Below are 21932 nucleotides of genomic sequence, written 5' to 3' on the forward strand. Positions count from 1 at the left end.
CGGCCCGCCGATCAGCTCCCGACAACGGCAGTGGCCGCCCGTTCCCACGGGCGGCCACTGCTGTCGTCACAGGGTCACTTGCGCTTACGGATCTCCTCGGCGGCCTGCGGGACGATCTTGAACAGGTCGCCCACCACACCGAAGTCGGCCAGCTCGAAGATCGGCGCCTCGCCGTCCTTGTTGACCGCGACGATGGTCTTCGAGGTCTGCATGCCGGCCCGGTGCTGGATCGCGCCGGAGATGCCGAGTGCGACGTAGAGCTGCGGGGAGACCGTCTTGCCGGTCTGGCCCACCTGGAACTGGTGCGGGTAGAAGCCGGAGTCGACGGCCGCCCGGGACGCGCCGACGGCGCCGCCGAGCAGGTCGGCCAGTTCCTCGACCAGCTTGAAGTTGTCGGCGTTGCCGACGCCCCGGCCGCCGGAGACGACCACGCCGGCCTCGGTCAACTCGGGGCGGGAGCCCTTCTGCTCGGCGACCCGCTCGACGACCTTGGCCAGCTTGTCGGCGTCGGTGACCGACACGCTGAGCTGCTCGATCGTCGGGGTGGCCGCCGCCGGGGCGGGGGTGACCGAGTTGGGCCGGACGGTGACCAGCGGCAGGCCCTTGGTGACCTTGGACTTGACGATGGTGGAGCCGGCGAAGGCGACCTGCGTCGCGGTGCCGTCGGCGTCCAGGCCGACCACGTCGGTCAGGATGCCGTTGTCGAGCTTGACGGCGAGCCGGGCGGCGATCTCCTTGCCCTCCTGGGCCGACGCCAGCAGCACGGCGGCCGGCTGCACCCGCTTGACCAACTCGGCCAGCACGGTCGCCTTGGGGGCCACCAGGTAGCCGTCGATCTCGTCACCCTCGGCGGCGTAGATCTTCTCCGCGCCGTACTCGCCCAGTTTGCCGCTGAGCGCTTCGGCGGCGCCGGCGCCGCCGAGCACCACCGCGCTGGGGGTGCCCAGCTCACGCGCGAGGGTGAGCATCTCCAGGGTGACCTTCTTGACGCCGAATTCCTTGGTGGCTTCGACGACGACGAGAACCTCAGACATGTCAGATCCCCCTCTCACACGAACTTCTCGGTGGCGAGGAACTCGACCAGCTTGACGCCGCCCTCGCCCTCGTCAGTGATCTTGGCGCCGCCGGAGCGCGGCGGGCGCTTGGTGTGCTCCACGACGGCGCTGGTGGCACCGTCGAAGCCCACCTCGGCGGGCGCGACCCCGAGGTCGGCCAGGGAGAACGTCTGCACCGGCTTCTTCTTGGCGGCCATGATGCCCTTGAAGGAGGGGTAGCGCGGCTCGTTGATGGTGTCCCAGACGGAGACCACGGCCGGGGTGGAGGCGGTGACGACCTCGTAGCCCTCCTCGGTCTGCCGCTCGACGGTCAACGTGGCGCCGTCGACGGTGAGCTTGCGGGCGCCGGTGAGCGCCGCGACGCCCAGCCGCTCGGCGATCATGTGCGGCATGACCTGGACCCGGCCGTCGGTGGACTCGGCGCCGCAGATGACCAGGTCGGCGTTCAGTTGACCGAGCGCGGCGGCGAGCACCTTCGAGGTGGCCACGGCGCAGGAGCCGTGCAGGGCGTCGTCCAGCACGTGCACGGCCTTGTCCGGGCCCATGGAGAGCGCCTTGCGGATCGACTCGGTCGCCCGGTCCGGACCCATGGTCAGGATGGTGACCTCGCCGCCGTGCGCCTCCTTGATCTTCAGGGCCTCCTCGATGGCGTACTCGTCCATCTCATTGATCACGTTGTTCGCGGAACCGCGGTCGACGGTGTTGTCGTCATTGCGCAGGTTGCGGTCCGCGCCCGAATCGGGCACCTGCTTGACGAGTACGACGATGTTCATCGCGCTTCGACGACCCTCCTGTGTGGTGTTGCGATTCGCTCGCCCGGTCTGGGGCGCAGCGTCGCGCGTCGGTCGACGCCAGGTCAACCGCGGGCTGCTGTGCAGTTGCCCACGGCGCAATGTTACCTGCCAGTAGGTTGCGCTCCCGCAGCACTCAGAGTGACACAACTCACCGACGCGCTGCCGGTCAGGCCGGCTCGGCCAGCGCGACCCGGATCTGGTCGATGGCCGCCGCCTCGGCGGGCGCCACCCCGTCGTGCGCCCGGGCCACCTGGTCCGCCGCCGCCAACACCAACGAGCGGTACGCCTCCACGTCCTGCGGGGACTTCTCGCGCAGGATCCGCACCGCCCGCCCCAGCGCCGGCAGCACCACCGACTCGATCTCCAGCTGCGAGTCCCGCGGAAGCCGCGGCAGCGGGCCGGTGGTGAGCGCCTCCTTCACCGTGCCGCTGGCGTCGGCCAGCGCGCCGGACGCGGCGACGCTCTCCCGGATCACGCCCAGAACTCCCGGGTCGGCGTTGGAGACCAGGAAGACGGCGCCGAAGGCGCCGGTCTTCAGGGTCAGCCGCTCCTCGTCCGTCAACCGCTGTTCCATGATCACGGAGTGTAGACGTACGGGGTCGTGGTGGTGATCGGGACGAGGCCGAGTCGCTCCAGGATCGGCCGGCTGTCGTCGGAGGCGTCGACCTGCAACAGCGTCCGGCCCCGCTGGTCGGCCAGCCGGGCCCGGTAGGTGACCAGCGCCCGGTAGATGCCCTTGCGACGCCACTGCGGCAGGGTGGACCCACCCCAGAGGGTGGCGAAGCCGGTGTTCGCCGGGAACCGCACCCAGCCGGCGCTCACCACCGTCCCGTCCGCCTCGGCCACCACCACCGTGATCGAGTGCGGGTCGGCGTCGATCTCCTTGGCCAGACCCCACACCAGGTGCGAACGGTCCTCCTGCCAGACCTCCTCCTCCATGGCGGCGATCCGTTCCAGGTCCTCCCGGGCGCTCACCTCACGCAGGCGTACCCCCTCGGGGGCGACCGGCAGCGCGGCGGCCAGCGGCGCGACCGGACCGACCACGACGGTCTCCCGGTCCTCCGGCACGAAGCCGGCGGCGCGCAGCCGGTCCCCCAGGTCCGCCGGTTCGTCGTGTTCGTTGAGCTTCCACTCGACCGACTGGCCGCGTTCGCGGAACAGCCGCACCTGCCGGGAGATCAGCTCGTCCAGCGCGTCGCCGGTCAACCCGCCCAGGTCGCGGTAGGTGAGGAAGCCACCGGCGTCGAGCCCGAGGATCCGGACCAGCGGCCCGTCCCGCTCCACCGTCACCCCGGCCGGAACCGGGTCGGGAATCTCCGGGCGGAGTTGGTTGTCGTAGGCGGTCCGCAGCGTGTGTACGTCTAGATCGGTCACCGGCCCAGGCTAAGCGGGAGGGGAAGCGGATAATCGACCATGTGTGGGAGGCGATCAGGCGGTGGTTCGACCCGGCGGAGCTTGGCTCGGTCGGTGAGCCACCGGACTACCGCTTCTCCCTGGCCAACGAACGGACTTTCCTGGCGTGGCTGCGCACCGGCTTGGCGCTGGTCGGCGGCGGGTTGGCCGCCGCGCAGTTCCTGCCACCCCTGCCGATGAGTCACCTGCGGGAGGTGATCGCGGTGGCGTTGCTGCTGCTCGGCGCGGCGGTCGCGATTCGCGCGGTGGACCACTGGGCGCGTACCGAGCGGGCCATCCGGCTCGGTGAGGAGCTGCCCGCGTCCCGGTTTCCCGCCATCCTGGCTCTCGCCGTCGGCGTCGGGGCGCTGCTGCTGGTGGTCGCCGTCCTGCTGCGGGCGGTCGGCGGGCGGTGAGCACCGGACGCGACCCCGGGTTGCAACCGGAACGGACCCGGCTGGCCTGGCGGCGCACCCTGCTCGCGGTGACCGTGGTGACCGCGCTCGCGGTCCGGTTGGCGGCGACGGGCGACCCGACCGGAGCAATGATCGCCGGTGTCACGGTGCTGGTGTGGGGCGCTCTGCTGGTGCTCTGTTGGCCCCGCGGCACCGGCACCGGGCCGGCCCGCACCGGCGGGCGGACACTCCCCCTGGTCACGGTGGGCACCGTGGCGCTCGCGTCACTGGGCGTGCTGCTGGTGCTGCGCGGACTGTGGTGACGCGCGTCCGTGCGCCATGATGGGTGGATGGCCCGGCTGTACGTCCTCCTCTTTCTGGCGCAGATCGTCCTCGCCGTCTGCGCCCTGATCAGCTGCCTCTCCGCCGAGGAGGGCCAGATCCGCGCCCTCCCCCGGATCGCCTGGGTGCTGATCATCCTGTTCTTCCCGCTGGTCGGCTCGATCGCCTGGTTCGTCGTCGGTCGGGAGCCCAGCCCCGGCGCCCGCAAGGGCTGGCCGGGCGGCACCGGCACCGGCGAGCGGCAGCGCCCCCGACCGGTCGCCCCCGACGACGACCCGGAGTTCCTGCGCTCCGTGCAGGAGCGCGCCCAGCAGCAGGACGAGGAACTCTTCCGCCGCTGGGAGGAAGACCTGCGTCGACGCGAGGACGACCTCCGCCGCCGCGACGGTGATCCGCCGCGGGAGGGTGACCGGCCGGAGGTGTGACCGCGCCGCCGCCGACGCGGGGGCGACGGCGGCGGCGGGTGCGACTCAGGCCAGGTTCGACGACCGGGGGTACGCGTCGGTCGGGTCGGTGAGCACGTTCACCAGGTACGGCACTCCGGAGTCGAAGGCCCGCTGGAGCGCCGGGCCCAGATCGGCCGCCTTGGCGACCGTCTCCCCCGCCCCGCCGAGCGCGCTGACCACGGTGTCGTACCGCAGCTCCGGTTGCAGGTCGGCGGCCACGTCGTAGCCGTACATCGCCCGCATCGGGTGCTTCTCCAGCCCCCAGATGCCGTTGTTGCCGACGACGATCACCACCGGCAGCTTCTGCCGGACCAGCGACTCGACGTCCATCAGCGAGAAGCCGGCCGCGCCGTCACCCATCAGCACGCAGATCTGCCGGTCCGGGTGACTGACCCGGGCGCCCATCGCGTAACCCATGCCGGTGCCGAGGCAGCCGTACGGGCCCGGGTCCAGCCAGGTGCCGGGCTGGGCCGGCTCCAGGTACCGCCCGGCGTACGACACGAAGTCACCGCCGTCGCCGATGGTGATCGCGTCCGGGGCCAGCGCCCGGCGCAGCTCGCCGTAGATCCGGGCCGGGCGGATCGGGTCGGTCTCGGCGGCCATCTCCGCGGCGTCCCGAGCCTTCGCCGCGTCCTCGGCGACGCGCAGGTCGGCGATCCAGTCGGCGTGGTCGGCCCGGTCGCCGGAGTGGTCGGCCAGCGCGGAGAGGATCAGGCGCAGGTCGCCGGCGGGGGCGGCGGCCGGCTGCACGTGCGTCGCCCGTTGGCTGGGCGCGTCGACGATGTGCACCACCTTGGCGTCACCGAAGTCGCCGAAGCTGAGCCGGAAGTCCAGCGGAGTGCCCACCACCACGACCACGTCGGCGCCGGAGAGCGCGGCCCGGCGGGCCTTCGCGAACGCCAGTGGGTGCTCCGGCGGGAGCGAGCCGCGGCCCATGCCGTTGGTGAAGACCGGCACCTGCAACGCCTCGGCGGCCTCGCGCAGGGCGGCGACCGCGTCGCCCGCGTACACGTCGGAACCGGCGATGATGACCGGCCGCTGCGCCCCGGCGATGAGCAGCGCGGCGCGGCCGACCTCCTCCGGGTCCGGTGCGACCGGGTCGACGCCGGTCACGGCGGGCAGCTCGGCCTCGGCGACCGAGAAGACCGTCTCCAGCGGAAAGTCGAGGAAGGCCGGGCCGCGGTGCGGGGTGAGCGCCGCGTTGAGCGCGGCACCCACCGCACGCGGGATGTCGTCGGTGCTGAACACCGTCTCGGCGTGCTTGGTGACCGGGGCGACCAGCGGCAGGTGGTCCATCTCCTGGAGGCTGCCGGAGCCCCAGCGGAACGCGGGCGCGCGTCCGCCGAGCACCAGCACCGGAGAGGCGTTGAAGAACGCGCTGGTCATGCCGGAGATGCCATTGGTGACACCGGGCCCGGCGGTGAGCACGGCGAGGCCGGGGCGGCGCTGGAGCTTCGCCACCGCCTCGGCGGCGAAGACCGCGGACTGCTCGTGCCGGACGTCGTAGATCGGGAAGTCGGTCTTGTACGCGGCGTCGTAGAGCGGGAAGACGTGCCCGCCGGACAGCGTGAACATCTCCCGTACGCCGTGCGCGCGTAGGGCCGCGAGCGCCAACTCGCCGCCGTGCCCCTCGATCCGCTCCGTCATGTCGCTCCCATCGTCCGTGGCCGGGATCACAGGTTACCGGCCAGTCACTTGCCGGTCCGATGGTGGTCCCGGCCAGCGGACGCCACCGCTCAGCGGCCGGTGAAGCCCGGCTTGCGCTTCTCCACGAAGGCGGCCATGCCCTCCCGCCGGTCGTCGGTGGCGAACAGCGCGGCGAAGAGCTGACTCTCCCAGGCCAGGCCCGAGTTCAGGTCCATGTCCAGGCCACCGTCGACCGCCAGCTTCGCCGCGCGCAGCGCCTGCACCGGCCCGGTGAGGTACGGAGTGATCAGCGCGACGGCCGTGTCGTACACCTCGGCGGCCGGGGCGACCCGGTCGGCCAGGCCGATCCGCAGCGCCTCCTGCGCGTCCACCATCCGCCCCGACATGATCAGATCCTTGGCGCGGGCCGGGCCGACCAGACGGGCCAGCCGCTGGGTGCCGCCCGCACCCGGGATGATGCCGAGCTTGATCTCCGGCTGGCCGAGCTTCGCGTCCTCGGCGACGACCCGCCAGTCACAGGCCAACGCCAGCTCGCAGCCACCGCCGAGGGCGTAGCCGGTGATCGCGGCGACCACCGGCTTGGGGATCCGGGCGATCGCGCCGAGCGCGCTGGACAGGTTCGCCGCCCGGTCGGCCATGTCCACGTAGGACATCTCGGCCATCTGCTTGATGTCCGCGCCGGCGGCGAAGACCTTCTCCCCGCCGTACACGATGACGGCGCGGACCTCGGGGTCGTCGGTGGCCGCCGTGGCGGCGGCCCGCAACTCCTCCTGCACCTGAGTGTTGAGCGCGTTCATCGGCGGCCGCTCCAAGCGGATGGTGCCGATGCCGTCCCTGGTCTCCAGCCGCACGAACTCGCCCACGCTGCCCTCACTTCCTCGTCGAAGTCGCGTGCCAACCTTACGACCCGGCTCGTTTGGGTAAGTAGTGTGGTGTCAGCCCCGGGAGCGGGAGTCCAGCCATGATCACGTATTACGACGACAGATCGGTGCAGGTCACCTCCACCACCGTCCACGTCGACGGTCGCAGCTACGCGCTCGCCGACATCACCATGATCTGGCACCGCCGGGGCACCCGTTCCTGGCGGGTGCTGGTGGGGCGGGGCGCGATCGGCGCCGCGCTCGCCGGTCCACTGGTCGCGGCGGTGCTCGGCATCGGCCTGGCCGTGTGGCTGCACCGCTCACCCACCGTGACGATCGCCATCGTCGGCGCGTCGGTGCTGGTCGGGTTGGCCGTCGGGCCGGTCGCCGACTTCCTCTTCGAACACCTGGACCGCTCCTACGCCCGGGGCAGCCGGCAACTGGAGATCTGGGCCCGGTGGCGCGGTCATCCGGTGCGCCTGCTGCGCACCGCCGACGCGCTGCGCTTCGGGCAGATCTACCGGGCGGTGCAGCGCGCGGTCGAGCACAGCCAACCGGCCCGCCCCGTCACGCGTCGCTGACCCCGCACCCGACCCCCGTCGCGCACCTATCGACGCGGGCCGAGCCGGGCGCGGGTTGCCCGCCGGTGGTTAGGCTTAGTGATGACCCTCTATTACCGGGACGACGCGGTGCAGGTGACCTCCGAGTCGATCCGGGCGGGCGGTCACGTGATCGCCCTGTCCGACGTGACGTTCGTCTGGCACGCCCGGGGGCAGAAAACCCTTGCCGTACGTGGCCGTGTGCTGGGTCGCGGCGTCCTGGTGCTGCTGCTCTCGCTGCCGCCGCTGGTCGCCGTGGTCTGCGTGCTGTCACTGGCGTGGTCGGCACAGGACCGGGGCAACTGGCAGCTCGCGCTGATCATCCTCGCCGCCTGCGCGGCGGGGGCGTTGGCGCTGACACCGTTCTTGGAGATCCCCCTCGGCTGGCTGGACCGCTCCTACGAGCGCGGCAGCCACGTGCACGAGCTCTGGGTGCAGCACCACGGCCGGGAGGACCTGCTGGTGCGCACCCCGGACGCGCTACGGTTCGGGCAGATCTACCGGGCCGTGCAGCGTGCCGTCGAACAGCAGGGGGACCATTGACGACCACCCGCCGCGGCGAGGCCGTCGCGCTGGCCGGGCTGCTCGCCGCGGCCGGCGTCACCCACCTGGTACGCCCCGGCTTCTACGACCCGATCGTGCCGCGCGCGTTGCCCGGCCCGGCCCGGTTCTGGACGTACGCCAGCGGCATCGCCGAGCTGGCCGTGGCGGCGGCGGTGGCGCACCCGGCCACCCGACGGGCCGGCGGTCGGGCCGCAGCCGGCCTGTTCGTCGCCGTGTTGCCGGCGAACGTGAAGATGGCGGCGGACTGGCGGCACCGGCGTCCGACCAAACGGGCCATCGCCTACGGCCGGGTGCCGATGCAGGTGCCGTTGATCTGGTGGGCGCTGCGGGTCGCCCGCGCCGGCCGTCAGGCCCCCGCCGACGGCGGCGGACGAGCGGTGGCGGCGCGGCCGACGCACACTTGACCCCATGGCGATTCCCCTCCCCACCCCGGCCGCCGTGGTCGGCCTGACCCGCACCGCTCTCGACCAGGCGCTCGGCTCGGCCGCCTCGATGGCTGCCGTGCCCGCCCGCGCGTTCGCGCTGCTGGACGGGGTGGAGGCGTTGCTGGCCCGGATCAACGGCGTGGTCGACCGGATCGAGACGACCCTGGACCGGACCGACCAGGTGGTCGCGAAGGCTGACGCGGTGGCCGACCGGGCCGCCGTCACCGTGGGCACCGCGGCGGAGGCCGCCACCACGGCGGCCGAGCTGCTGACCGCGTACGAGCCGGCGCTGCGCCGGGCCGCACCGATGACCGAGCGGTTCGTCGAGCAGCTCAGCCACGAGGAGATCACCGCCGCGATCCACCTGATCGACGAGCTGCCCAAGCTCAAGGAGCACCTGACGGCGGACATCCTGCCGATTCTGGCCACCCTCGACCGGGTCGGGCCCGACCTGCACGACCTGCTCGACGTCACCCGGGACCTCAAACTGGCCGTGGCCGGCATTCCGGGCCTGGGCATGCTGCGCCGACGCGGCGAGAAGCTGGTCGACGACCCGGCCCTCTGAGCCGCCGCCGACCGGTGCGCCTCAGCAGTCGCAGGTGATCGTCGACCGGGGCGCGGTCAGGTCGTCGACCGGCCGCCGGGTCAGCCCGGCCGCCGTCCGCACCGGCAACCCCTCCCGCACCCAGTACTCGAACCCGCCGAGCATCTCCTTGACCGGATGACCGAGACGGGCGAACTCCAACGCCGCCCGGGTCGCGCCGTTACAACCCGGACCCCAGCAGTAGGTGACCACCGCCGAGCCGGCCGGGACCAGGCCGGCCGCCCGGGTGGCGATCTCGGCGGTGGGCAGGTGCACCGCGCCGGGAAGGTGCCCCTGCGCCCAGGCCGCCTCCCCCCGGGAGTCGACGACCACCAGCCCTGAAGTACCGGCGGACAGGTCGGCGTGCACGTCGCTGACGTCGGTCTCGACACTGAGCCGGGCGAGGAAGTGGGCGGCGGCGGTGGCCGGGGCGGCCGCCGGGACAGCGAAGGTGAAGGTCATACGCCGATCCTGGCGGCCGCCTCCCGTTCAGGGCGAGTGGCGGGAGAGACGTGCTGCGCTAACATCCCGCCATGCCGCCCCGCGCCCAGACCGTCCGGCCGGTCCCCGCGCCCACCGCCCGGCGGTCGGCCGCCGGACACCGCGTCGCTGTGCTCGCGTACCGCGGGATGTCGGTGTTCGAGACGGGCATCGTCACCGAGGTGTTCGGCCTGCCCCGGCCCGAGTTCGACGTCGACTGGTACGACCTGGTGGTCTGCGCCGAGCGACCCGGGCCGGTTCCGGTGGTCGGCGGGGCCAGCCTGCACACCCCGTACGGGCTGGCGGAGCTGGCGGCGGCGCGGACGGTGATCGTGCCGGGCGTACCGGACGTCACCGCCGACCCCTCCCCCGAGCTGGTCACCGCGCTGCGGCAGGCGCACCGCCGGGGCGCCCGAATCATGTCGATCTGCTCGGGCGCGTTCGCGCTGGCGGGCGCCGGGCTTTTGGACGGCCGACGGGCCACGACCCACTGGCGGTACGCGGAGCTGCTGGCGCGGCGTTACCCCCGGGTCGAGGTGGACCCGGACGTGCTCTACCTCGACGACGGCGACCTGCTGACCAGTGCCGGCAGCGCGGCCGGGCTGGACCTCTGCCTGCACGTGATCCGACGCGACCATGGCGCGGCCATCGCCAACGCGGTCGCCCGACGGCTGGTGATCCCACCGCACCGCGACGGCGGGCAGGCCCAGTTCGTGGAGGCGCCGGTGCCCGCCGACCCCGACGACGGCCGCATCGCGGGCAGCATCGACTGGGCGTTGGCGCATCTCGCCGAGCCGCTGACCGTGGCCCAGCTCGCCGGACGGGCGCACATGTCGTCCCGCACCTACCTGCGGCACTTCGCCCGAGCCACCGGGACCAGCCCGATCCGCTGGCTGATCGATCAGCGAATCCGCGCCAGCCTCACCCTGTTGGAGGAGACGGACCTCGCGGTCGAGCACGTCGCCCGTGCGGTGGGCTTCGACACCCCGGTCACCTATCGCCACCACTTCGGCCGGTCCATGCTGACCTCGCCGTCGGCGTACCGTCGGGCCTTCCGCACCGGAGCGGTCAGGCCGGCGTGAGGCCGGTGCGGTCAGGCCGGCGTGAGGCCGGAGCGGTCAGGCCGGCACGTACAGCTCGTCGATCTCGGCGCGTTGCGGTAGCGCCACCGACGCGCCGAGTTTGCGGACGCAGGCGGCGCCGGCCGCCGCCGCCCAGCGCACGGCGTCGACCAGGTCGCGCCCCTCGCCCCACCCGACGGCCAGCGCGGCCGTGAAGGCGTCACCGGCGGCGGTGGAGTCGACCACGTCGACAGGTACCGCCGGCACGTGCACCTCCGCGCCGTCCCGGTCGACGTACCACGCGCCCGCGCCACCGAGCGTGAGCACGGCCCGGGGCGTCAGGTCGAGCAACGCGCGGGGCTCCTCCCGACCTCGACCGGCGAGCGCCTGCGCCTCGCCCTCGTTGACCACCAGCAGGTCCACGGCGGCGAGCAGCTCGGGCGGGAGGTCCCGCGCCGGGGCGGCGTTCAGGATGACCCTGGTGCCGGCGTCGCGGGCGGCCACCGCGGCGGCGGTCACGGTCGGCACCGGGACCTCCAGTTGGGCGACCAGCACATCCGCCGCACGCACCGTGGCCAACTCCTGCTCGGTGAGACCGACCAGCGCGTCGTTCGCGCCGGGGGTGACCACGATGGCGTTCTCCCCCTGGGCGTTGACCATCACCAACGCCACCCCGGAGGTGCCGTAGACCACGCGCAGCTGGCTGGTGTCCACACCGGCCGCGGTGATGCGGGCCTTGAGGGTGACGCCGAAGCCGTCCGAGCCGATCGCGCCGAGGAACGTGCAGGACGCGCCGGCCCGTACGGCGGCCACGGCCTGGTTGGCGCCCTTACCGCCGGGCACCATCACGAAGTCGGTGCCGAGCATGGTCTCGCCCGGTCTCGGCAGCGCGGGCGCCATCGCGACCAGGTCCATGTTGGCGCTGCCCACCACGGCAACCCGGGTCTGCGGCACGGTCGTCTCCGCCCTGTCCGCCGCGCTCAGGCGGCGCGGGCCGTGAAGCGGTCGCCCGACCGCTCGACCACCAGCGGCAGCCCGAAGGTCTTGGAGAGGTTGTCACCGGTCAGCGTGTCGGCGAGCAGGCCCTGGGCGACCACCCCGCCCTCGCGCAGCAGCAGCGCGTGGGTGAACCCGGGCGGGATCTCCTCCACGTGGTGGGTCACCAACACCATCGCCGGGGCGTCCGGGTCGTACGCCAGCTCGGCCAGTCGGGCGACGAGGTCTTCGCGGCCACCCAGGTCGAGCCCGGCGGCGGGCTCGTCGAGCAGCAGCAACTCCGGGTCGGTCATCAGGGCACGGGCGATCTGCACCCGCTTGCGTTCACCCTCGGAGAGGGTGCCGTAGCGGCGTTCGGCGAGGCCACCCACGCCGAGTTGACTGAGCAGCGCCCGCGCCCGTGCCTCGTCGCCGCGGTCGTAGTTCTCCCGCCAGCGGCCGACCACCGACCACGCGGCGGTCACCACCACGTCGCTGACCCGCTCGTCGGCGGGCAGTCGCTCGGCGATCGCGGCGGTGGTGAGCCCGATCCGGGTACGCAGCTCGTTGACGTCGGTGCGGCCGATCCGCTCGCCGAGCACGTGCGCGACACCCGTGGTGGGGTGCAGCCGACCGGCGGCGAGGTTGAGCAGTGTGGTCTTGCCCGCGCCGTTGGAGCCGAGCACGACCCACCGCTCGTCGAGTTCGACGCGCCAGGTCAGGTCCTGTAGGAGGGCGGTGCCAGAGCGGCGTACGCCGACGCCGTCGAGGCTGACCACCAGATCCGGGTCCACGAAAGCGGCGGCAGGCGCGGCGCCGGCAGCGCCGGGGATCAGGTCACCAGTCACCGCACCATCCAACCACGCAGCGACGAGGTGCCCCCCATGGGCGGCACCTCAGCCATAGGGTGAAGCGCCGTGTCGTTGATCACCAAGCCGGGAGGACGGCCGATGCCCCGTCGACGTACGGAGCCGCGCGGATGAGCGCGGTCATTGAGATCGAGGGTCTGCGCAAGACCTTCCACAGCCTGCGCAACGGCCGACGGGTGGCGGTGGACGGGTTCGACCTGCTGGTCGAGGCGGGCCAGGTCCACGGCTTCCTGGGTCCCAACGGCTCCGGCAAGACCACCACGCTGCGGGCACTGCTCGGGCTGGTACGCGCCGACAGCGGGCGGATGACCGTGCTCGGCGAACCGTCGCCGGAGTTGCTGCCCCGGGTGGCGGGCCAGGTCGGCGCCATCGTGGAGAGCCCGCAGTTCTTCGGCAACTTCACCGGTTACCGCACGTTGCGGTTGCTGGCCCGCGCCGGTGGGGTGCCGGTCTCGCGGGTGGACGAGGCGCTGGATCTGGTGGGCCTGCGCGATCGGGGCGACGAGCGGGTAAAGGGTTACTCGCTGGGCATGAAGCAGCGTCTCGCGGTGGCGTCCGCGTTGCTGAAGGACCCGCGTCTGCTCATCCTGGACGAGCCGGCGAACGGGCTGGACCCGGCGGGCATCCGGGAGATGCGGGACCTGATGCGGTCGCTGGCGGCCAACGGGGTGACCGTGCTGGTGTCCAGTCACATCCTGGCCGAGATTCAGCTGATCTGCGACCACGTCACGATCATCTCCCGGGGGCGGCGGGTCGCGGCCGGTCGGGTGGACGAGGTGCTGGCGGGCCACGACCGGCATGAGTTCCTGGTCCGGGTGGCCGAGCCGGAACGCGCCGTGGAGCTGCTGCACGCGGCCGAGCTGACGGCGGTCGTGGATGGCGAGACGCTGGTGGTGAGCGGGGTGAGCGACGCGACGGTGGTCAGTCGGGTGCTCGGCGAGCAGGGGCTGTGGGTGGGTGAGCTGACGCCGCTCCGGCCCGATCTGGAGAGCGTCTTCCTGGAGTTGACCGGCGGCTATGAGCATCCGTCGGTGCCCCGGCAGGTCGACCCGTCGGGGCCGCAGGGTGAAGCTGTGATCGATCTCGACCGGGGAGTGGACGCGTGAGCCTGGTGCGTGCGGAGATGGAGCGGCTGTCGGCGCGTCGCTTCGTGCAGCTCATGGTCGTCCTGTTGGTGTTGGCGTTCGCCGTGACGGCGGCGACCACGTTGGCCGGCTCGCACAAGCCGAGCGCCAGTGAGCTGATCTCGGCGCGGGAGCAGGCCGTCGAGGCGCGCGAGAGCATGGAGGCCAGGCACCAGGAGTGCCTGGCCCGCCAGGAGGGCACGCTCCCGTCCGAGCCGAGCGGCTACTTCCCCGCCGACTGCTCGGAGATCGACCCGATCCGGCAGGACCGGTTGCCGATCGCCGCCGACTATCTGCCGGGTGTGTTCAGTTTCGCCGAGCAGGCGGAGCCGCTGCTCTACTTCCTCATCGCGTTCCTGGTGCTCTTCGGGTTCCTGGTCGGCGCCTCCTACATAGGCGCGGACCTGAACTCCGGCGGCGTGGTGAACCTGCTGCTCTGGCGACCGCGCCGGTTGACGGTGCTCGCGACCAAGTTGGGCACCCTGCTCGGCACGGTCCTGGTCCTGGCCCTGCTGGCGTCGGCGTTCTACCTCGCCACGTTCTGGGTGATCGGGCAGACCGCCGGGTTGGCGGGTCACCTGGACGGCGACTTCTGGCGGTCTCTCGGCGCGGTGCACGGCCGTGGCCTGGTGCTGGTGCTGCTGGCCTCCGCGTCGGGCTTCGCGATCGCCACGCTGGGTCGGCACACGTCGGCGGCGCTGGGGGCGGTGGCCGCGTACGCGGTGGTGTGGGAGTTGGGCGGCCGTCTCGTGCTGGAGATCGTCGACGCCCGCCGGCCGGACCAGCTGATGCTCTCCAGCCACATCGCGGCGTGGCTCAGCGGTGAGACGAAGTTCTTCGACCCGCAGCTCTGTCTCGGCAACTCGGCGGACGGCTACTGCGAGGGCTTCTACAGCCTGACCTGGGGGCCGGCGCTGCTGGTGCTGCTCGGGCTCACCGGCGGGCTGACCGCTGCGGCGTTCGCCGTGTTCCGTCGCCGCGACCTGATCTGAGTCCCGGTGCGTCGGGTCGCCCCACTCGGGCGACCCGACGGACGGGCCCGACCGGCGGGCGGCAAGAGCTTGCAACCTGCGGGCGCACGGTGAAATATTTCTTCACATGACCACCGCGCCGGGTTCAGCCGACGGTGGAGCCGAACACCTCGTCGCGTACGGCGTCCAGGGCGGTGCGCAGCGCGCCGTGCAGGATCGGCTCCTCGGTCAGCCCGGTCGGCACCACCCGGGGCTGGACCAGCGTGATCGCCGCCACCTCGTGCTGCACCCGGTCGGCGAGCGCGGCGCCACCGGCCTGGCCCACCTCGCCGGCGAGCACGACCAGCGGTGGGTCCAGCACCACGCAGGTGCTGGCCACGCCGAGCGCGAGGCGGCGGGCCAGTTCGTCGAGCATCGGGCCCCCGTCGGCACCGGCCGCGACGGCCGCGCGAACCGCCTCGGCGGCGTCGGCGTCCGGGTAGCCGTGCTCGCGGGCCACCGCGCGCACCGAGTCCGCACCGACCAGTTGCTGGAACGCCGGCTTGGCGCGCCGGGAGACGTCGCGCGGAATGGGCGCGCCGGGCACCGGCAGGTAGCCGATCTCGCCGGCCGCGCCGCTGCTGCCGTGGTGCAACCGTCCGCCCAGCATGATCGCCAGGCCGACACCGGCGCCCACCCAGACCAGCACGAAGTCGCCCAACCCCTGGGCGGCGCCGGACTGCGCCTCGGCCACCGCGGCCAGGTTGACGTCGTTCTCGAAGACCACCGGCGTGTGCAGGTCGTCGCGCAGCGCGGCGAGCAGGCCGCTGTGCCAGCGCGGGAGGTTGAAGGCGAACGTGATGTCGCCGGTGCCGGGATCGACCAGGCCCGGCGTGCCGAGCACGATCCGTCGTACGCTGCTCAGCTGCGCCTGGGCGCTGCTCGCCGCCTGCACGACGGCGTTGTGCACCACGCCCACCGGGTCGTCGGTGTCCCGGGTCGACTGCTCCACCCGGCCGATGACCGCGCCGGTGATGTCGGCGCAAGCGGCCACCACCCGGTCCGGCCCGACGTCCACGCCGACCACGTGCGCGCTACCCGGCCGGACGGCGTAGAGCTGGGCGTTCGGCCCCCGCCCGCCGGCCTGCTCGCCGACCCGCGCGACGAGGCCGCGCTCCTCCAACCGTTCGACCAGTTGCGAGGCGGTGACCTTCGACAGCCCGGTCAACTCGCCGAGTCGAGCCCGGGTCAGCGGGCCGCGTTCGAGGAGCAGCTCCAGCGCGGCACGGTCGTTGAGCGCCCGCAACAGGCGGGGGGTGCCGGGCAACCGGGTCGCACTCATGACACGTCCTCTAGTTTTAGTAAACTTTGCTAACTGTAAACCGACCTGCGAACGGGTAGCCGTAGCGTAACGGCCACCGGACAGTGGGACGCTCCGCCGAGTCGGCAGGGCCGACACCACCACCGGTACGACGTTTCGCGCCCGCGGGGCACCGAAGGGGGAAGATCACGTGGGGTTGGATCCAGGACTGCGCCGGCTGGCGCTGGGCACGCTGCTCGCCGCGTACCCCGGGCCGGTCCCGCCGGACTGGGCGGTCGATCTGCTGGCCGACGGGCTTGCCGGGCACACCCTGTTCGGCACCAACGTGCACGACCCCGCCCAGGTGGCGGCGAGCACCGCAGCGCTTCGCGCCGGCCGGTCGGACGCGCTGATCGCCATCGACGAGGAGGGTGGCGACGTGACCCGGCTGGCACACGCCACCGGCAGCCCGTACCCGGGAAACGCCGCTCTCGGCGCGATCGGCGACGTGGCCCTCACCCGCCGGGTCTACCAGTCGATCGGCGCCGAACTGGCCGCGCTCGGCATCACCGTCAACCTCGCCCCCACGGTGGACGTCAACACCGCCGACGACAACCCGGTGATCGGCACCCGGTCCTTCGGCGCCGACCCGGTCCGGGTGGCCGCCCACTCGGCCGCCGCCGTGACCGGGTTGCAGGCCGCCGGTGTGGCGGCCTGCGCCAAGCACTTCCCCGGGCACGGCGCCACCGTCACCGACTCCCACCACGAACTGCCCACCGTGGACGCCGCGCCGAGCCTGCTCCGCCAGCGGGACCTGCCGCCGTTCGCGGCGGTCGTCGCCGCCGGGGCGCGCGCGGTGATGACCGCACACATCCGGGTGCCGGCGCTCACCGGTGCCGATCCGGCCACCTTCAGCCGAGCCGTCCTGGTTGATCTGCTGCGCACCGAGTACGGCTTCACCGGCACCGTCATCACCGACGCGCTGGAGATGAAGGGCGCCGCGGTGGCCGCCGGCGGTGTCGGACCGGCTGCGGTGCGGGCCCTGAGCGCGGGCGCCGACCTGCTCTGCATCGGCGCGAAGGTCGACGCCGAGCTGGTCGAGCGGGTGGCCGCCGAGGTCGTCGACGCGCTCGCCGACGGCCGGCTCGCCACCGCGCGCGTCGAGGAGGCGGCCGGCCGCGCCGCCGACCTCGCCGCCTGGACCCGGGCCGCCGGCCGCTCTCCCGCCATCGAGGACACCGAGCTGGGGTACGCGGCGGCGCGTCGGGCGATCCGGGTGGACGGTCTGCTCACCGGCCTGGACCAGCCACTGGTGGTGCAGCTGCACACCGAGTCGACGATCGCCGAGGGGCGGGTGCCGTGGGGCCTCGGGCCACACCTGGACGGGGTGCCCGAGATCCGGGTGCTCGCCACCGAGACCGACCCGGCCACGCTGCGCGGACTGGCAGGCGACCGTCCCATCGTGCTGGTCGGGCGACACCTGCACCGGCTGCCCGGCGGTCCGGAGCTGATCGCCGACCTGGCGGCCCAGCATCCGGTGACCGTGGTCGAGATGGGCTGGCCGGCACAGTGGCGGCCGGCGGGCGTACGCGCCTTCGTCACCACCTACGGCGCCAGCCACGCCAACGGCCGCGCGGCGGCCGAGGCACTCGGCCTGGCCCGCTGACCCGCACGCTACGTCACTGGGCATGCCCTGCGCGCTGACCGGACCAGCCGCAGGTCAAGTCCACTTTTCGACACTCCGAACCGACAGCTTCAGCCTTGCCCCGAGCCTGTTCGATACGTAGCGTGATCGACACGTAGCGACTCGCCCCCGGCGGGGCCGTTACACCCGGAACCGGGGCCTGGGGGGAGGTTGCGGACCGTGGATCCGGCCCGGGATCCACGGTCCGCGCCCACTGCCCCGCTCAGCGCGGATAGACGCCGTACGCGCGCCAGCCCCGGTCCGGGAAACCGGCCGCCTCGGCCACCCGGGCCGAGGCGTGGTTGTCCCGCTCGTGCAGGTAGGTGGGCACCGCCCCCTCGTCGAGGACCCGCCGCGCGGCCTGGGCCACCAGTCGACGGGCGAGGCCACGCCCCTGGGCGGCCGGCACGGTGCCGATGGCCAACTCGTGCCCGTACGCGTCGTGCCGTTTGATCCCGGCGCCGGCCAGGTAGGCGCCGTCCGGGTCGCGGACCACCAGCACCGGCCGGTCGAAGAGTCGCAGCCAGGGCGGCAGCCCGGGAGCCGTCGACTCGGTCCACTCCCCCACATCGGGCAGCGGCGCGGGTGCCAGGCACCACCGGAAGGAGCCGTCGTGCACGCAGAATTCGGGCCGGCCGACCGCCTCCGGCAGGGCGGCGAGCAACCGGGCCGGCGTACGCCGAACCAACGCGCGGACCGCCTCCACCCGGTCGGGCGCCACGGACAGCACGCCGCTCTTCCCGGTGTCCACGGCGAGCGCGGGGCGCAACCGGCCGTCCCAGGCCGGTTCGGCGCGCCGCTGCGAGGCGACCACGTGCAACCCCGGCCCGGCCGGCCACTGACCGAGCCAGCTGGCCAGGTGCAGGTGCAGGCGCCGGTCGAGCATGCGCACCTCCCCGTCACCCGATTCGTAGATCACCGTACGCCGGACGGCAGGGCCGGGCGCAGGATACGTCAGGGCCAGGTGGGTCAGGGAGGTGGGAACCCGTTGCACGAATCGACCGTCATATGTATTTCCATACCTGGACACCTTTCTTTGGGACGGTAGGCGCATGCCGATTCAGCCGAAAGATCACTACCAGCAGGACCCTGAGCGACTCTGGCAGGTGGCCGAGGCCGTCGGTGGCAATCCGCCGCAGCCGCGCTACCGGAACCCCCGGACCGCCGGCGGCGGAGCCCTGTCCTGGGCCGGGCTGAACAAACTGTCCACCGGCAGCTCCAGTCGACACCGACTCAACACCCACTGACGCACCACCTGTCGTTCAAATGTGGTGCCTTGGCAGCGTCATATTTGGTGTATCTTCGCGGCATGACTCGCATCACGGTGGACGTGAACGACGAATGGCTGGCGGCGGCAAAAGATGTGCTCGGCACCGACACCAAGGTGGCCACCATCAATGCCGCCCTGCACGCGTTCGCGGTCCGCCGGCAGGCCCGCGAGATCGTCGCCGCGTTCGATCAGGTGGAGATGGACTTCTCCGGGTCCGTCGACGCATGGCGCTACGGCGGTGGCCGCGATCTGGACTCGCTCACCGAGCAGGCCCGCGACGCCGAGGCTGCTTGATGGCCGGTCAGATCTACCTCGCGGACACCTCGGTCTACGTTCTACAGGGCCGCCACCCGTCGGTTCGGCGGCGTTTCGAGACGCTCCTGGCCGAGGGACGGCTGGCCGCCTGCCACATGACCAGCCTGGAATACCTCAACAACGCACCCCACCCGAAGGGGTACGAAATCCTCTGGCAGGCACTGCGCGGGGGTCGCTGGATGGACGTGTCCACAGCGGCGATGGACCGCGCCACGGCGGTCCATCGCCTACTCGCGGCCGACGGCCAGCACCGCAATTTCCGGCTGCCCGACCTGATCATCGCTGCGACCGCCGAAGAGCACGGTGCGACGGTCCTGCACTACGACGCCGACTACGACCGCATCACCGCTGTCACCGGCCAGCCCACCGAGTGGGTGGCGCCGAAGGGCAGCCTCTGACGCCCGCGCGAGGCGACACACCGAAGGAGGTCCAGCGGCGGCTTTCGCACACCTGTCGGGTAATTTCTTGTGGTCCGCCAACCCGGCCTACGACAGGAGAAGCTCCGCGCATGGGCAAGAAGACGATCCACGTCTCCGACTTCACCGGCACGGTTCTGCAGCAGGACGCCGAGGTGGTCCGCGTCGTCGTGCTGGAGCACCCGGACCTGGTCGCCGGGCCCGTGCAGTTGGACGCCACCCCCGGCGAGGTGGAGAACATCGACGACGCCGCGCTGGACGTGGCGGTCGTCGAGATCCATGACCGGCACGGTGGCGGCGAGCCCCGCCGGGTGGTGTTGACCGCCAGCGAGTTCGACGCGATGGCCACCGACGTGCCGATGGCGCAGTTGTTGAAGACGGCCGAGCGGGTCCGCCCGCCCAAGGCCCGCAAGAGCGCCGAGAAGATCGACTACGGCACGCTGGAGCACGCCGGCAGGCCGCACCGGGGCCGGGTCACCGAGGAGGAGGCCCGCCTGGTGCGCGAGCAGCTCGACGAGGTCAACAAGCGCCTCGCGGACGCGGGCGTGCGCCAGATCGACCCGACCGATCCGGAGCACGCCCTGCGTTACGGCTTTCCTGAGGCGCCCTGACCTCGGGTCCTCACTGCTTGGCGACGACGGCGGCGAGGGCGGCGGCGAGGTCGGCCTCGACCGCCGCCTTGTCCAGGCCGAGGGTGGTGAGCACGCCCGAACCGTCCTCCTGCTCGAGCAGGGCGAGCAGGATGTGCTCGGTGCCGACGTAGTTGTGCCCGAGGCGCAGCGCCTCCCGGAAGGTCAGCTCCAACGCCTTCTTGCCGCGCGCGTCGTAGGGAATGAGGTCCGGAACCTGCTCGGCCCGGGGCGGAAGGACGGCACCCACCGCCTCCCGCACCGCCTCGGGAGTGGCGCCCCGGCCAGCCATCACCTTGGCCGCCAGCCCGTCCGGCTCGGCCAGCAGGCCCAGCACCAGGTGCTCGGGGCCGATCTCGGCGTTGCCGCTGGCACGGGCCTCCTCCTGCGAGGCCACCACCACGTTGCGGGCGCGGGGGGTGAACCGGCCGAAGCCGGCGTTGGGATCGAGCGCCGCGGTGTCGGTCGCCTTCGGCACGAAACGCTTCTGGGCGGCCTGCTTGGTGACCCCCATGCTGCGGCCGATGTCGGTCCAGGAGGCGCCGGAGCGCCGGGCCTGGTCGACGAAGTGCCCGATCAGGTGGTCGGCGATCTCACCGAGGTGGTCGGCGGCGATGACCGCGTCGGTGAGCTGATCGAGCGCGTCGGTGTGCGCCTTCTTGATCGCCTGGATCAGGTCGTCAAGCTTGACGTTGTTGCTCATCTGAAGAGGATCGGTCATGCGTCAACCATAAGTTGACGCACCGGGTGCGTCAACCCCGAGTTGACGATTGGCCTTCATTCTCGCGTACGTCGCTGGCCGACCGCGCGGCTCGCGGCGTGCTGTGCGGCACCGGCTCCCGTCGCTCCGATCGGGTCCGGCAGCCCGGATACGGTGGGTTCCGGTCGAGTCCGGTCCCCGGCGGAAGGGTGGTCATGCGTCTGCACGTGGGGTGCGCGATGTGGAGCCACCGGTCGTGGCCGGGCAACCGGCTGCCACCCACGGAGCGGCTGCGGCACTACGCCAGCTGGTGCGACGCCGTGGAGGGCAACACCACGTTCTACGCGACCCCGGCGCCGGAGACCGTGGCCTCGTGGGCAGCGCAGACGGACCCCGACTTCCGGTTCCTCCCCAAACTTCCCAAAGTCATCACGCACGAACGTCGACTCGGCGACGTCGGCGAACCGCTGCGTGCCTTCCTGGACGCGATCGAGCCCCTGGGCCCACGCGCCCACGCCCTCTGGATCCAGCTGCCCGGCTCGTTCGCACCCACCGACGTCCCGGCACTGAGCCGTTTCCTGGCGAGACTTCCGGAGTTCCACCGGTACGCGGTGGAGGTTCGCCACCCGGCGTTCTTCACCGACGCCCGCGCGGCCCACCTGCTCGGGGCGGCCCTCGCCGCCGTCTCCGCCGAGTGGATCCCCTTCGACACGACCGCCTTCTTCGCGACACCACCGACCAGCGACGCGGAGCGGGACGCCTGGACCAAGAAGCCACGCGTGCCGCTCCGCCCGCTCGCCCTGACCGACCGGCCGATCGTCCGCTACCTCGGCCGCGACGACCCGACGCGCACGGTCGAGGGGTGGCAACGGTGGATCGACGTGACCGTCACCTGGCTACGCGAGGGGCGCTCGCCCACGATGTTCATCCACACCCCGGACAACGCCGACGCGCCGGTGCTCGCCCGCCGGTTTCACGACGAGGTACGCGCACGCGTACCCGGGCTCGACGCGCTGCCCGAGCCGATCCCGGTCGAGCCGCTGACGTTGTTCTGACC

General features: G+C 72.5%; 28 protein-coding genes. 16 read left to right on the forward strand and 12 right to left on the reverse strand.

Features of this window, described 5'->3' with window-relative positions:
• Positions 1-74: 74 nt before the first annotated feature.
• The 4 genes from AB0J33_RS16315 to AB0J33_RS16330 all read right to left on the reverse strand — a co-directional run bounded on the left by AB0J33_RS16315 (position 75) and on the right by AB0J33_RS16330 (position 3223).
• A complete protein-coding gene (locus AB0J33_RS16315; RefSeq protein WP_363614218.1) occupies positions 75-1034 on the reverse strand; it encodes an electron transfer flavoprotein subunit alpha/FixB family protein in 960 nt (319 codons plus the stop codon).
• Between the two features lie 14 nt (positions 1035-1048).
• A complete protein-coding gene (locus AB0J33_RS16320; protein WP_363614220.1) occupies positions 1049-1828 on the reverse strand; it encodes an electron transfer flavoprotein subunit beta/FixA family protein in 780 nt (259 codons plus the stop codon).
• A 187-nt stretch (positions 1829-2015) separates the two neighbouring features.
• The gene (locus AB0J33_RS16325; protein ID WP_363614222.1) at positions 2016-2429 is read right to left on the reverse strand and encodes a hypothetical protein; all 414 of its coding nucleotides are present in this window, start codon (positions 2427-2429) and stop codon (positions 2016-2018) included.
• Positions 2426-3223 (reverse strand): GNAT family N-acetyltransferase, encoded by a 798-nt coding sequence (locus tag AB0J33_RS16330; RefSeq protein WP_363614224.1) that lies wholly within the window; start codon positions 3221-3223, stop codon positions 2426-2428. The genes AB0J33_RS16325 and AB0J33_RS16330 overlap by 4 nt, the downstream gene beginning before the upstream one ends.
• 41 nt (positions 3224-3264) lie before the next feature.
• On the opposite strand from AB0J33_RS16330, the gene AB0J33_RS16335 reads away from it, so the two are divergent.
• The 3 genes from AB0J33_RS16335 to AB0J33_RS16345 are packed head-to-tail and all read left to right on the forward strand — an operon-like array spanning position 3265 to position 4403.
• Positions 3265-3657, forward strand: a complete 393-nt coding sequence (locus tag AB0J33_RS16335; RefSeq protein WP_363614226.1) for a DUF202 domain-containing protein — start codon at positions 3265-3267, stop codon at positions 3655-3657.
• The gene (locus tag AB0J33_RS16340; RefSeq protein WP_363614228.1) at positions 3654-3959 is read left to right on the forward strand and encodes a DUF202 domain-containing protein; all 306 of its coding nucleotides are present in this window, start codon (positions 3654-3656) and stop codon (positions 3957-3959) included. Before AB0J33_RS16335 ends, AB0J33_RS16340 begins: the two co-directional genes overlap by 4 nt.
• 27 nt (positions 3960-3986) lie before the next feature.
• The gene (locus AB0J33_RS16345) at positions 3987-4403 is read left to right on the forward strand and encodes a PLD nuclease N-terminal domain-containing protein (RefSeq protein WP_363614230.1); all 417 of its coding nucleotides are present in this window, start codon (positions 3987-3989) and stop codon (positions 4401-4403) included.
• Between the two features lie 45 nt (positions 4404-4448).
• On the opposite strand, the gene AB0J33_RS16350 is transcribed toward AB0J33_RS16345, so the two are convergent.
• Both AB0J33_RS16350 and AB0J33_RS16355 read right to left on the reverse strand, forming a co-directional pair.
• The gene (locus tag AB0J33_RS16350; protein WP_363614233.1) at positions 4449-6071 is read right to left on the reverse strand and encodes an acetolactate synthase; all 1623 of its coding nucleotides are present in this window, start codon (positions 6069-6071) and stop codon (positions 4449-4451) included.
• An 89-nt stretch (positions 6072-6160) separates the two neighbouring features.
• Positions 6161-6934: an enoyl-CoA hydratase-related protein gene (locus AB0J33_RS16355; RefSeq protein ID WP_363614235.1), complete on the reverse strand. Its 774-nt coding sequence runs from the start codon at positions 6932-6934 to the stop codon at positions 6161-6163.
• Between the two features lie 98 nt (positions 6935-7032).
• On the opposite strand from AB0J33_RS16355, the gene AB0J33_RS16360 reads away from it, so the two are divergent.
• The 4 genes from AB0J33_RS16360 (at position 7033) to AB0J33_RS16375 (ending at position 9084) form a co-directional block, all read left to right on the forward strand.
• Positions 7033-7512, forward strand: coding sequence for a DUF6232 family protein (locus AB0J33_RS16360; RefSeq protein ID WP_363614237.1), 480 nt, complete (start codon positions 7033-7035; stop codon positions 7510-7512).
• Between the two features lie 81 nt (positions 7513-7593).
• A complete protein-coding gene (locus tag AB0J33_RS16365; protein WP_363614239.1) occupies positions 7594-8073 on the forward strand; it encodes a DUF6232 family protein in 480 nt (159 codons plus the stop codon).
• Positions 8070-8498: a hypothetical protein gene (locus tag AB0J33_RS16370; RefSeq protein ID WP_363614241.1), complete on the forward strand. Its 429-nt coding sequence runs from the start codon at positions 8070-8072 to the stop codon at positions 8496-8498. The genes AB0J33_RS16365 and AB0J33_RS16370 overlap by 4 nt, the downstream gene beginning before the upstream one ends.
• Before the next feature lie 4 nt (positions 8499-8502).
• Positions 8503-9084 carry a hypothetical protein gene (locus tag AB0J33_RS16375; protein WP_363614243.1) on the forward strand — a complete coding sequence of 194 codons (582 nt, stop codon included), beginning with the start codon at positions 8503-8505 and terminating at the stop codon, positions 9082-9084.
• Between the two features lie 21 nt (positions 9085-9105).
• Here the strand turns inward: AB0J33_RS16375 and AB0J33_RS16380 are convergent, their stop codons facing one another.
• Positions 9106-9564 (reverse strand): rhodanese-like domain-containing protein, encoded by a 459-nt coding sequence (locus AB0J33_RS16380; RefSeq protein ID WP_363614245.1) that lies wholly within the window; start codon positions 9562-9564, stop codon positions 9106-9108.
• Positions 9565-9635: 71 nt separating this feature from the next.
• Here AB0J33_RS16380 and ftrA point away from each other — a divergent pair, with 71 nt between their 5' ends.
• Positions 9636-10664, forward strand: a complete 1029-nt coding sequence (gene ftrA / locus AB0J33_RS16385) for a transcriptional regulator FtrA (protein WP_363614247.1) — start codon at positions 9636-9638, stop codon at positions 10662-10664.
• A 36-nt stretch (positions 10665-10700) separates the two neighbouring features.
• Here ftrA and AB0J33_RS16390 read toward each other — a convergent pair whose 3' ends face one another.
• On the reverse strand, positions 10701-11597 hold the full coding sequence (locus AB0J33_RS16390) for a ribokinase (RefSeq protein ID WP_363614249.1): 897 nt from the start codon (positions 11595-11597) through the stop codon (positions 10701-10703).
• A 26-nt stretch (positions 11598-11623) separates the two neighbouring features.
• The gene (locus AB0J33_RS16395) at positions 11624-12466 is read right to left on the reverse strand and encodes an ABC transporter ATP-binding protein (RefSeq protein ID WP_363614251.1); all 843 of its coding nucleotides are present in this window, start codon (positions 12464-12466) and stop codon (positions 11624-11626) included.
• A 131-nt stretch (positions 12467-12597) separates the two neighbouring features.
• Here AB0J33_RS16395 and AB0J33_RS16400 point away from each other — a divergent pair, with 131 nt between their 5' ends.
• Positions 12598-13593 (forward strand): ATP-binding cassette domain-containing protein, encoded by a 996-nt coding sequence (locus AB0J33_RS16400; RefSeq protein WP_363614253.1) that lies wholly within the window; start codon positions 12598-12600, stop codon positions 13591-13593.
• Positions 13590-14603 (forward strand): ABC transporter permease subunit, encoded by a 1014-nt coding sequence (locus AB0J33_RS16405; protein WP_363614255.1) that lies wholly within the window; start codon positions 13590-13592, stop codon positions 14601-14603. The genes AB0J33_RS16400 and AB0J33_RS16405 overlap by 4 nt, the downstream gene beginning before the upstream one ends.
• Before the next feature lie 124 nt (positions 14604-14727).
• Here AB0J33_RS16405 and AB0J33_RS16410 read toward each other — a convergent pair whose 3' ends face one another.
• Positions 14728-15903 (reverse strand): ROK family transcriptional regulator, encoded by a 1176-nt coding sequence (locus AB0J33_RS16410; RefSeq protein ID WP_363614257.1) that lies wholly within the window; start codon positions 15901-15903, stop codon positions 14728-14730.
• A gap of 169 nt (positions 15904-16072) precedes the next feature.
• On the opposite strand from AB0J33_RS16410, the gene AB0J33_RS16415 reads away from it, so the two are divergent.
• On the forward strand, positions 16073-17527 hold the full coding sequence (locus AB0J33_RS16415; protein WP_363614259.1) for a glycoside hydrolase family 3 N-terminal domain-containing protein: 1455 nt from the start codon (positions 16073-16075) through the stop codon (positions 17525-17527).
• A 241-nt stretch (positions 17528-17768) separates the two neighbouring features.
• Here AB0J33_RS16415 and AB0J33_RS16420 read toward each other — a convergent pair whose 3' ends face one another.
• On the reverse strand, positions 17769-18431 hold the full coding sequence (locus AB0J33_RS16420) for a GNAT family N-acetyltransferase (protein ID WP_363614261.1): 663 nt from the start codon (positions 18429-18431) through the stop codon (positions 17769-17771).
• A 166-nt stretch (positions 18432-18597) separates the two neighbouring features.
• On the opposite strand from AB0J33_RS16420, the gene AB0J33_RS16425 reads away from it, so the two are divergent.
• The 4 genes from AB0J33_RS16425 to AB0J33_RS16440 all read left to right on the forward strand — a co-directional run bounded on the left by AB0J33_RS16425 (position 18598) and on the right by AB0J33_RS16440 (position 20157).
• On the forward strand, positions 18598-18792 hold the full coding sequence (locus AB0J33_RS16425) for a DNA repair protein (protein WP_363614263.1): 195 nt from the start codon (positions 18598-18600) through the stop codon (positions 18790-18792).
• A gap of 62 nt (positions 18793-18854) precedes the next feature.
• Positions 18855-19109, forward strand: a complete 255-nt coding sequence (locus AB0J33_RS16430; RefSeq protein WP_363614265.1) for a type II toxin-antitoxin system VapB family antitoxin — start codon at positions 18855-18857, stop codon at positions 19107-19109.
• Positions 19109-19528 (forward strand): PIN domain nuclease, encoded by a 420-nt coding sequence (locus AB0J33_RS16435; RefSeq protein WP_363614267.1) that lies wholly within the window; start codon positions 19109-19111, stop codon positions 19526-19528. The genes AB0J33_RS16430 and AB0J33_RS16435 overlap by 1 nt, the downstream gene beginning before the upstream one ends.
• A 110-nt stretch (positions 19529-19638) precedes the next feature.
• Entirely contained in the window at positions 19639-20157 is a 519-nt protein-coding gene (locus tag AB0J33_RS16440; protein WP_363614269.1) for a hypothetical protein, read from the forward strand.
• Between the two features lie 10 nt (positions 20158-20167).
• Here AB0J33_RS16440 and AB0J33_RS16445 read toward each other — a convergent pair whose 3' ends face one another.
• Positions 20168-20896, reverse strand: coding sequence for a Clp protease N-terminal domain-containing protein (locus AB0J33_RS16445; protein WP_363614271.1), 729 nt, complete (start codon positions 20894-20896; stop codon positions 20168-20170).
• 218 nt (positions 20897-21114) lie between these two features.
• On the opposite strand from AB0J33_RS16445, the gene AB0J33_RS16450 reads away from it, so the two are divergent.
• Positions 21115-21930 (forward strand): DUF72 domain-containing protein, encoded by an 816-nt coding sequence (locus AB0J33_RS16450; protein WP_363614623.1) that lies wholly within the window; start codon positions 21115-21117, stop codon positions 21928-21930.
• Positions 21931-21932 lie beyond the last annotated feature (2 nt).

Source organism: Micromonospora sp. NPDC049645, from assembly GCF_040675155.1.
Lineage (GTDB): Bacteria > Actinomycetota > Actinomycetes > Mycobacteriales > Micromonosporaceae > Micromonospora.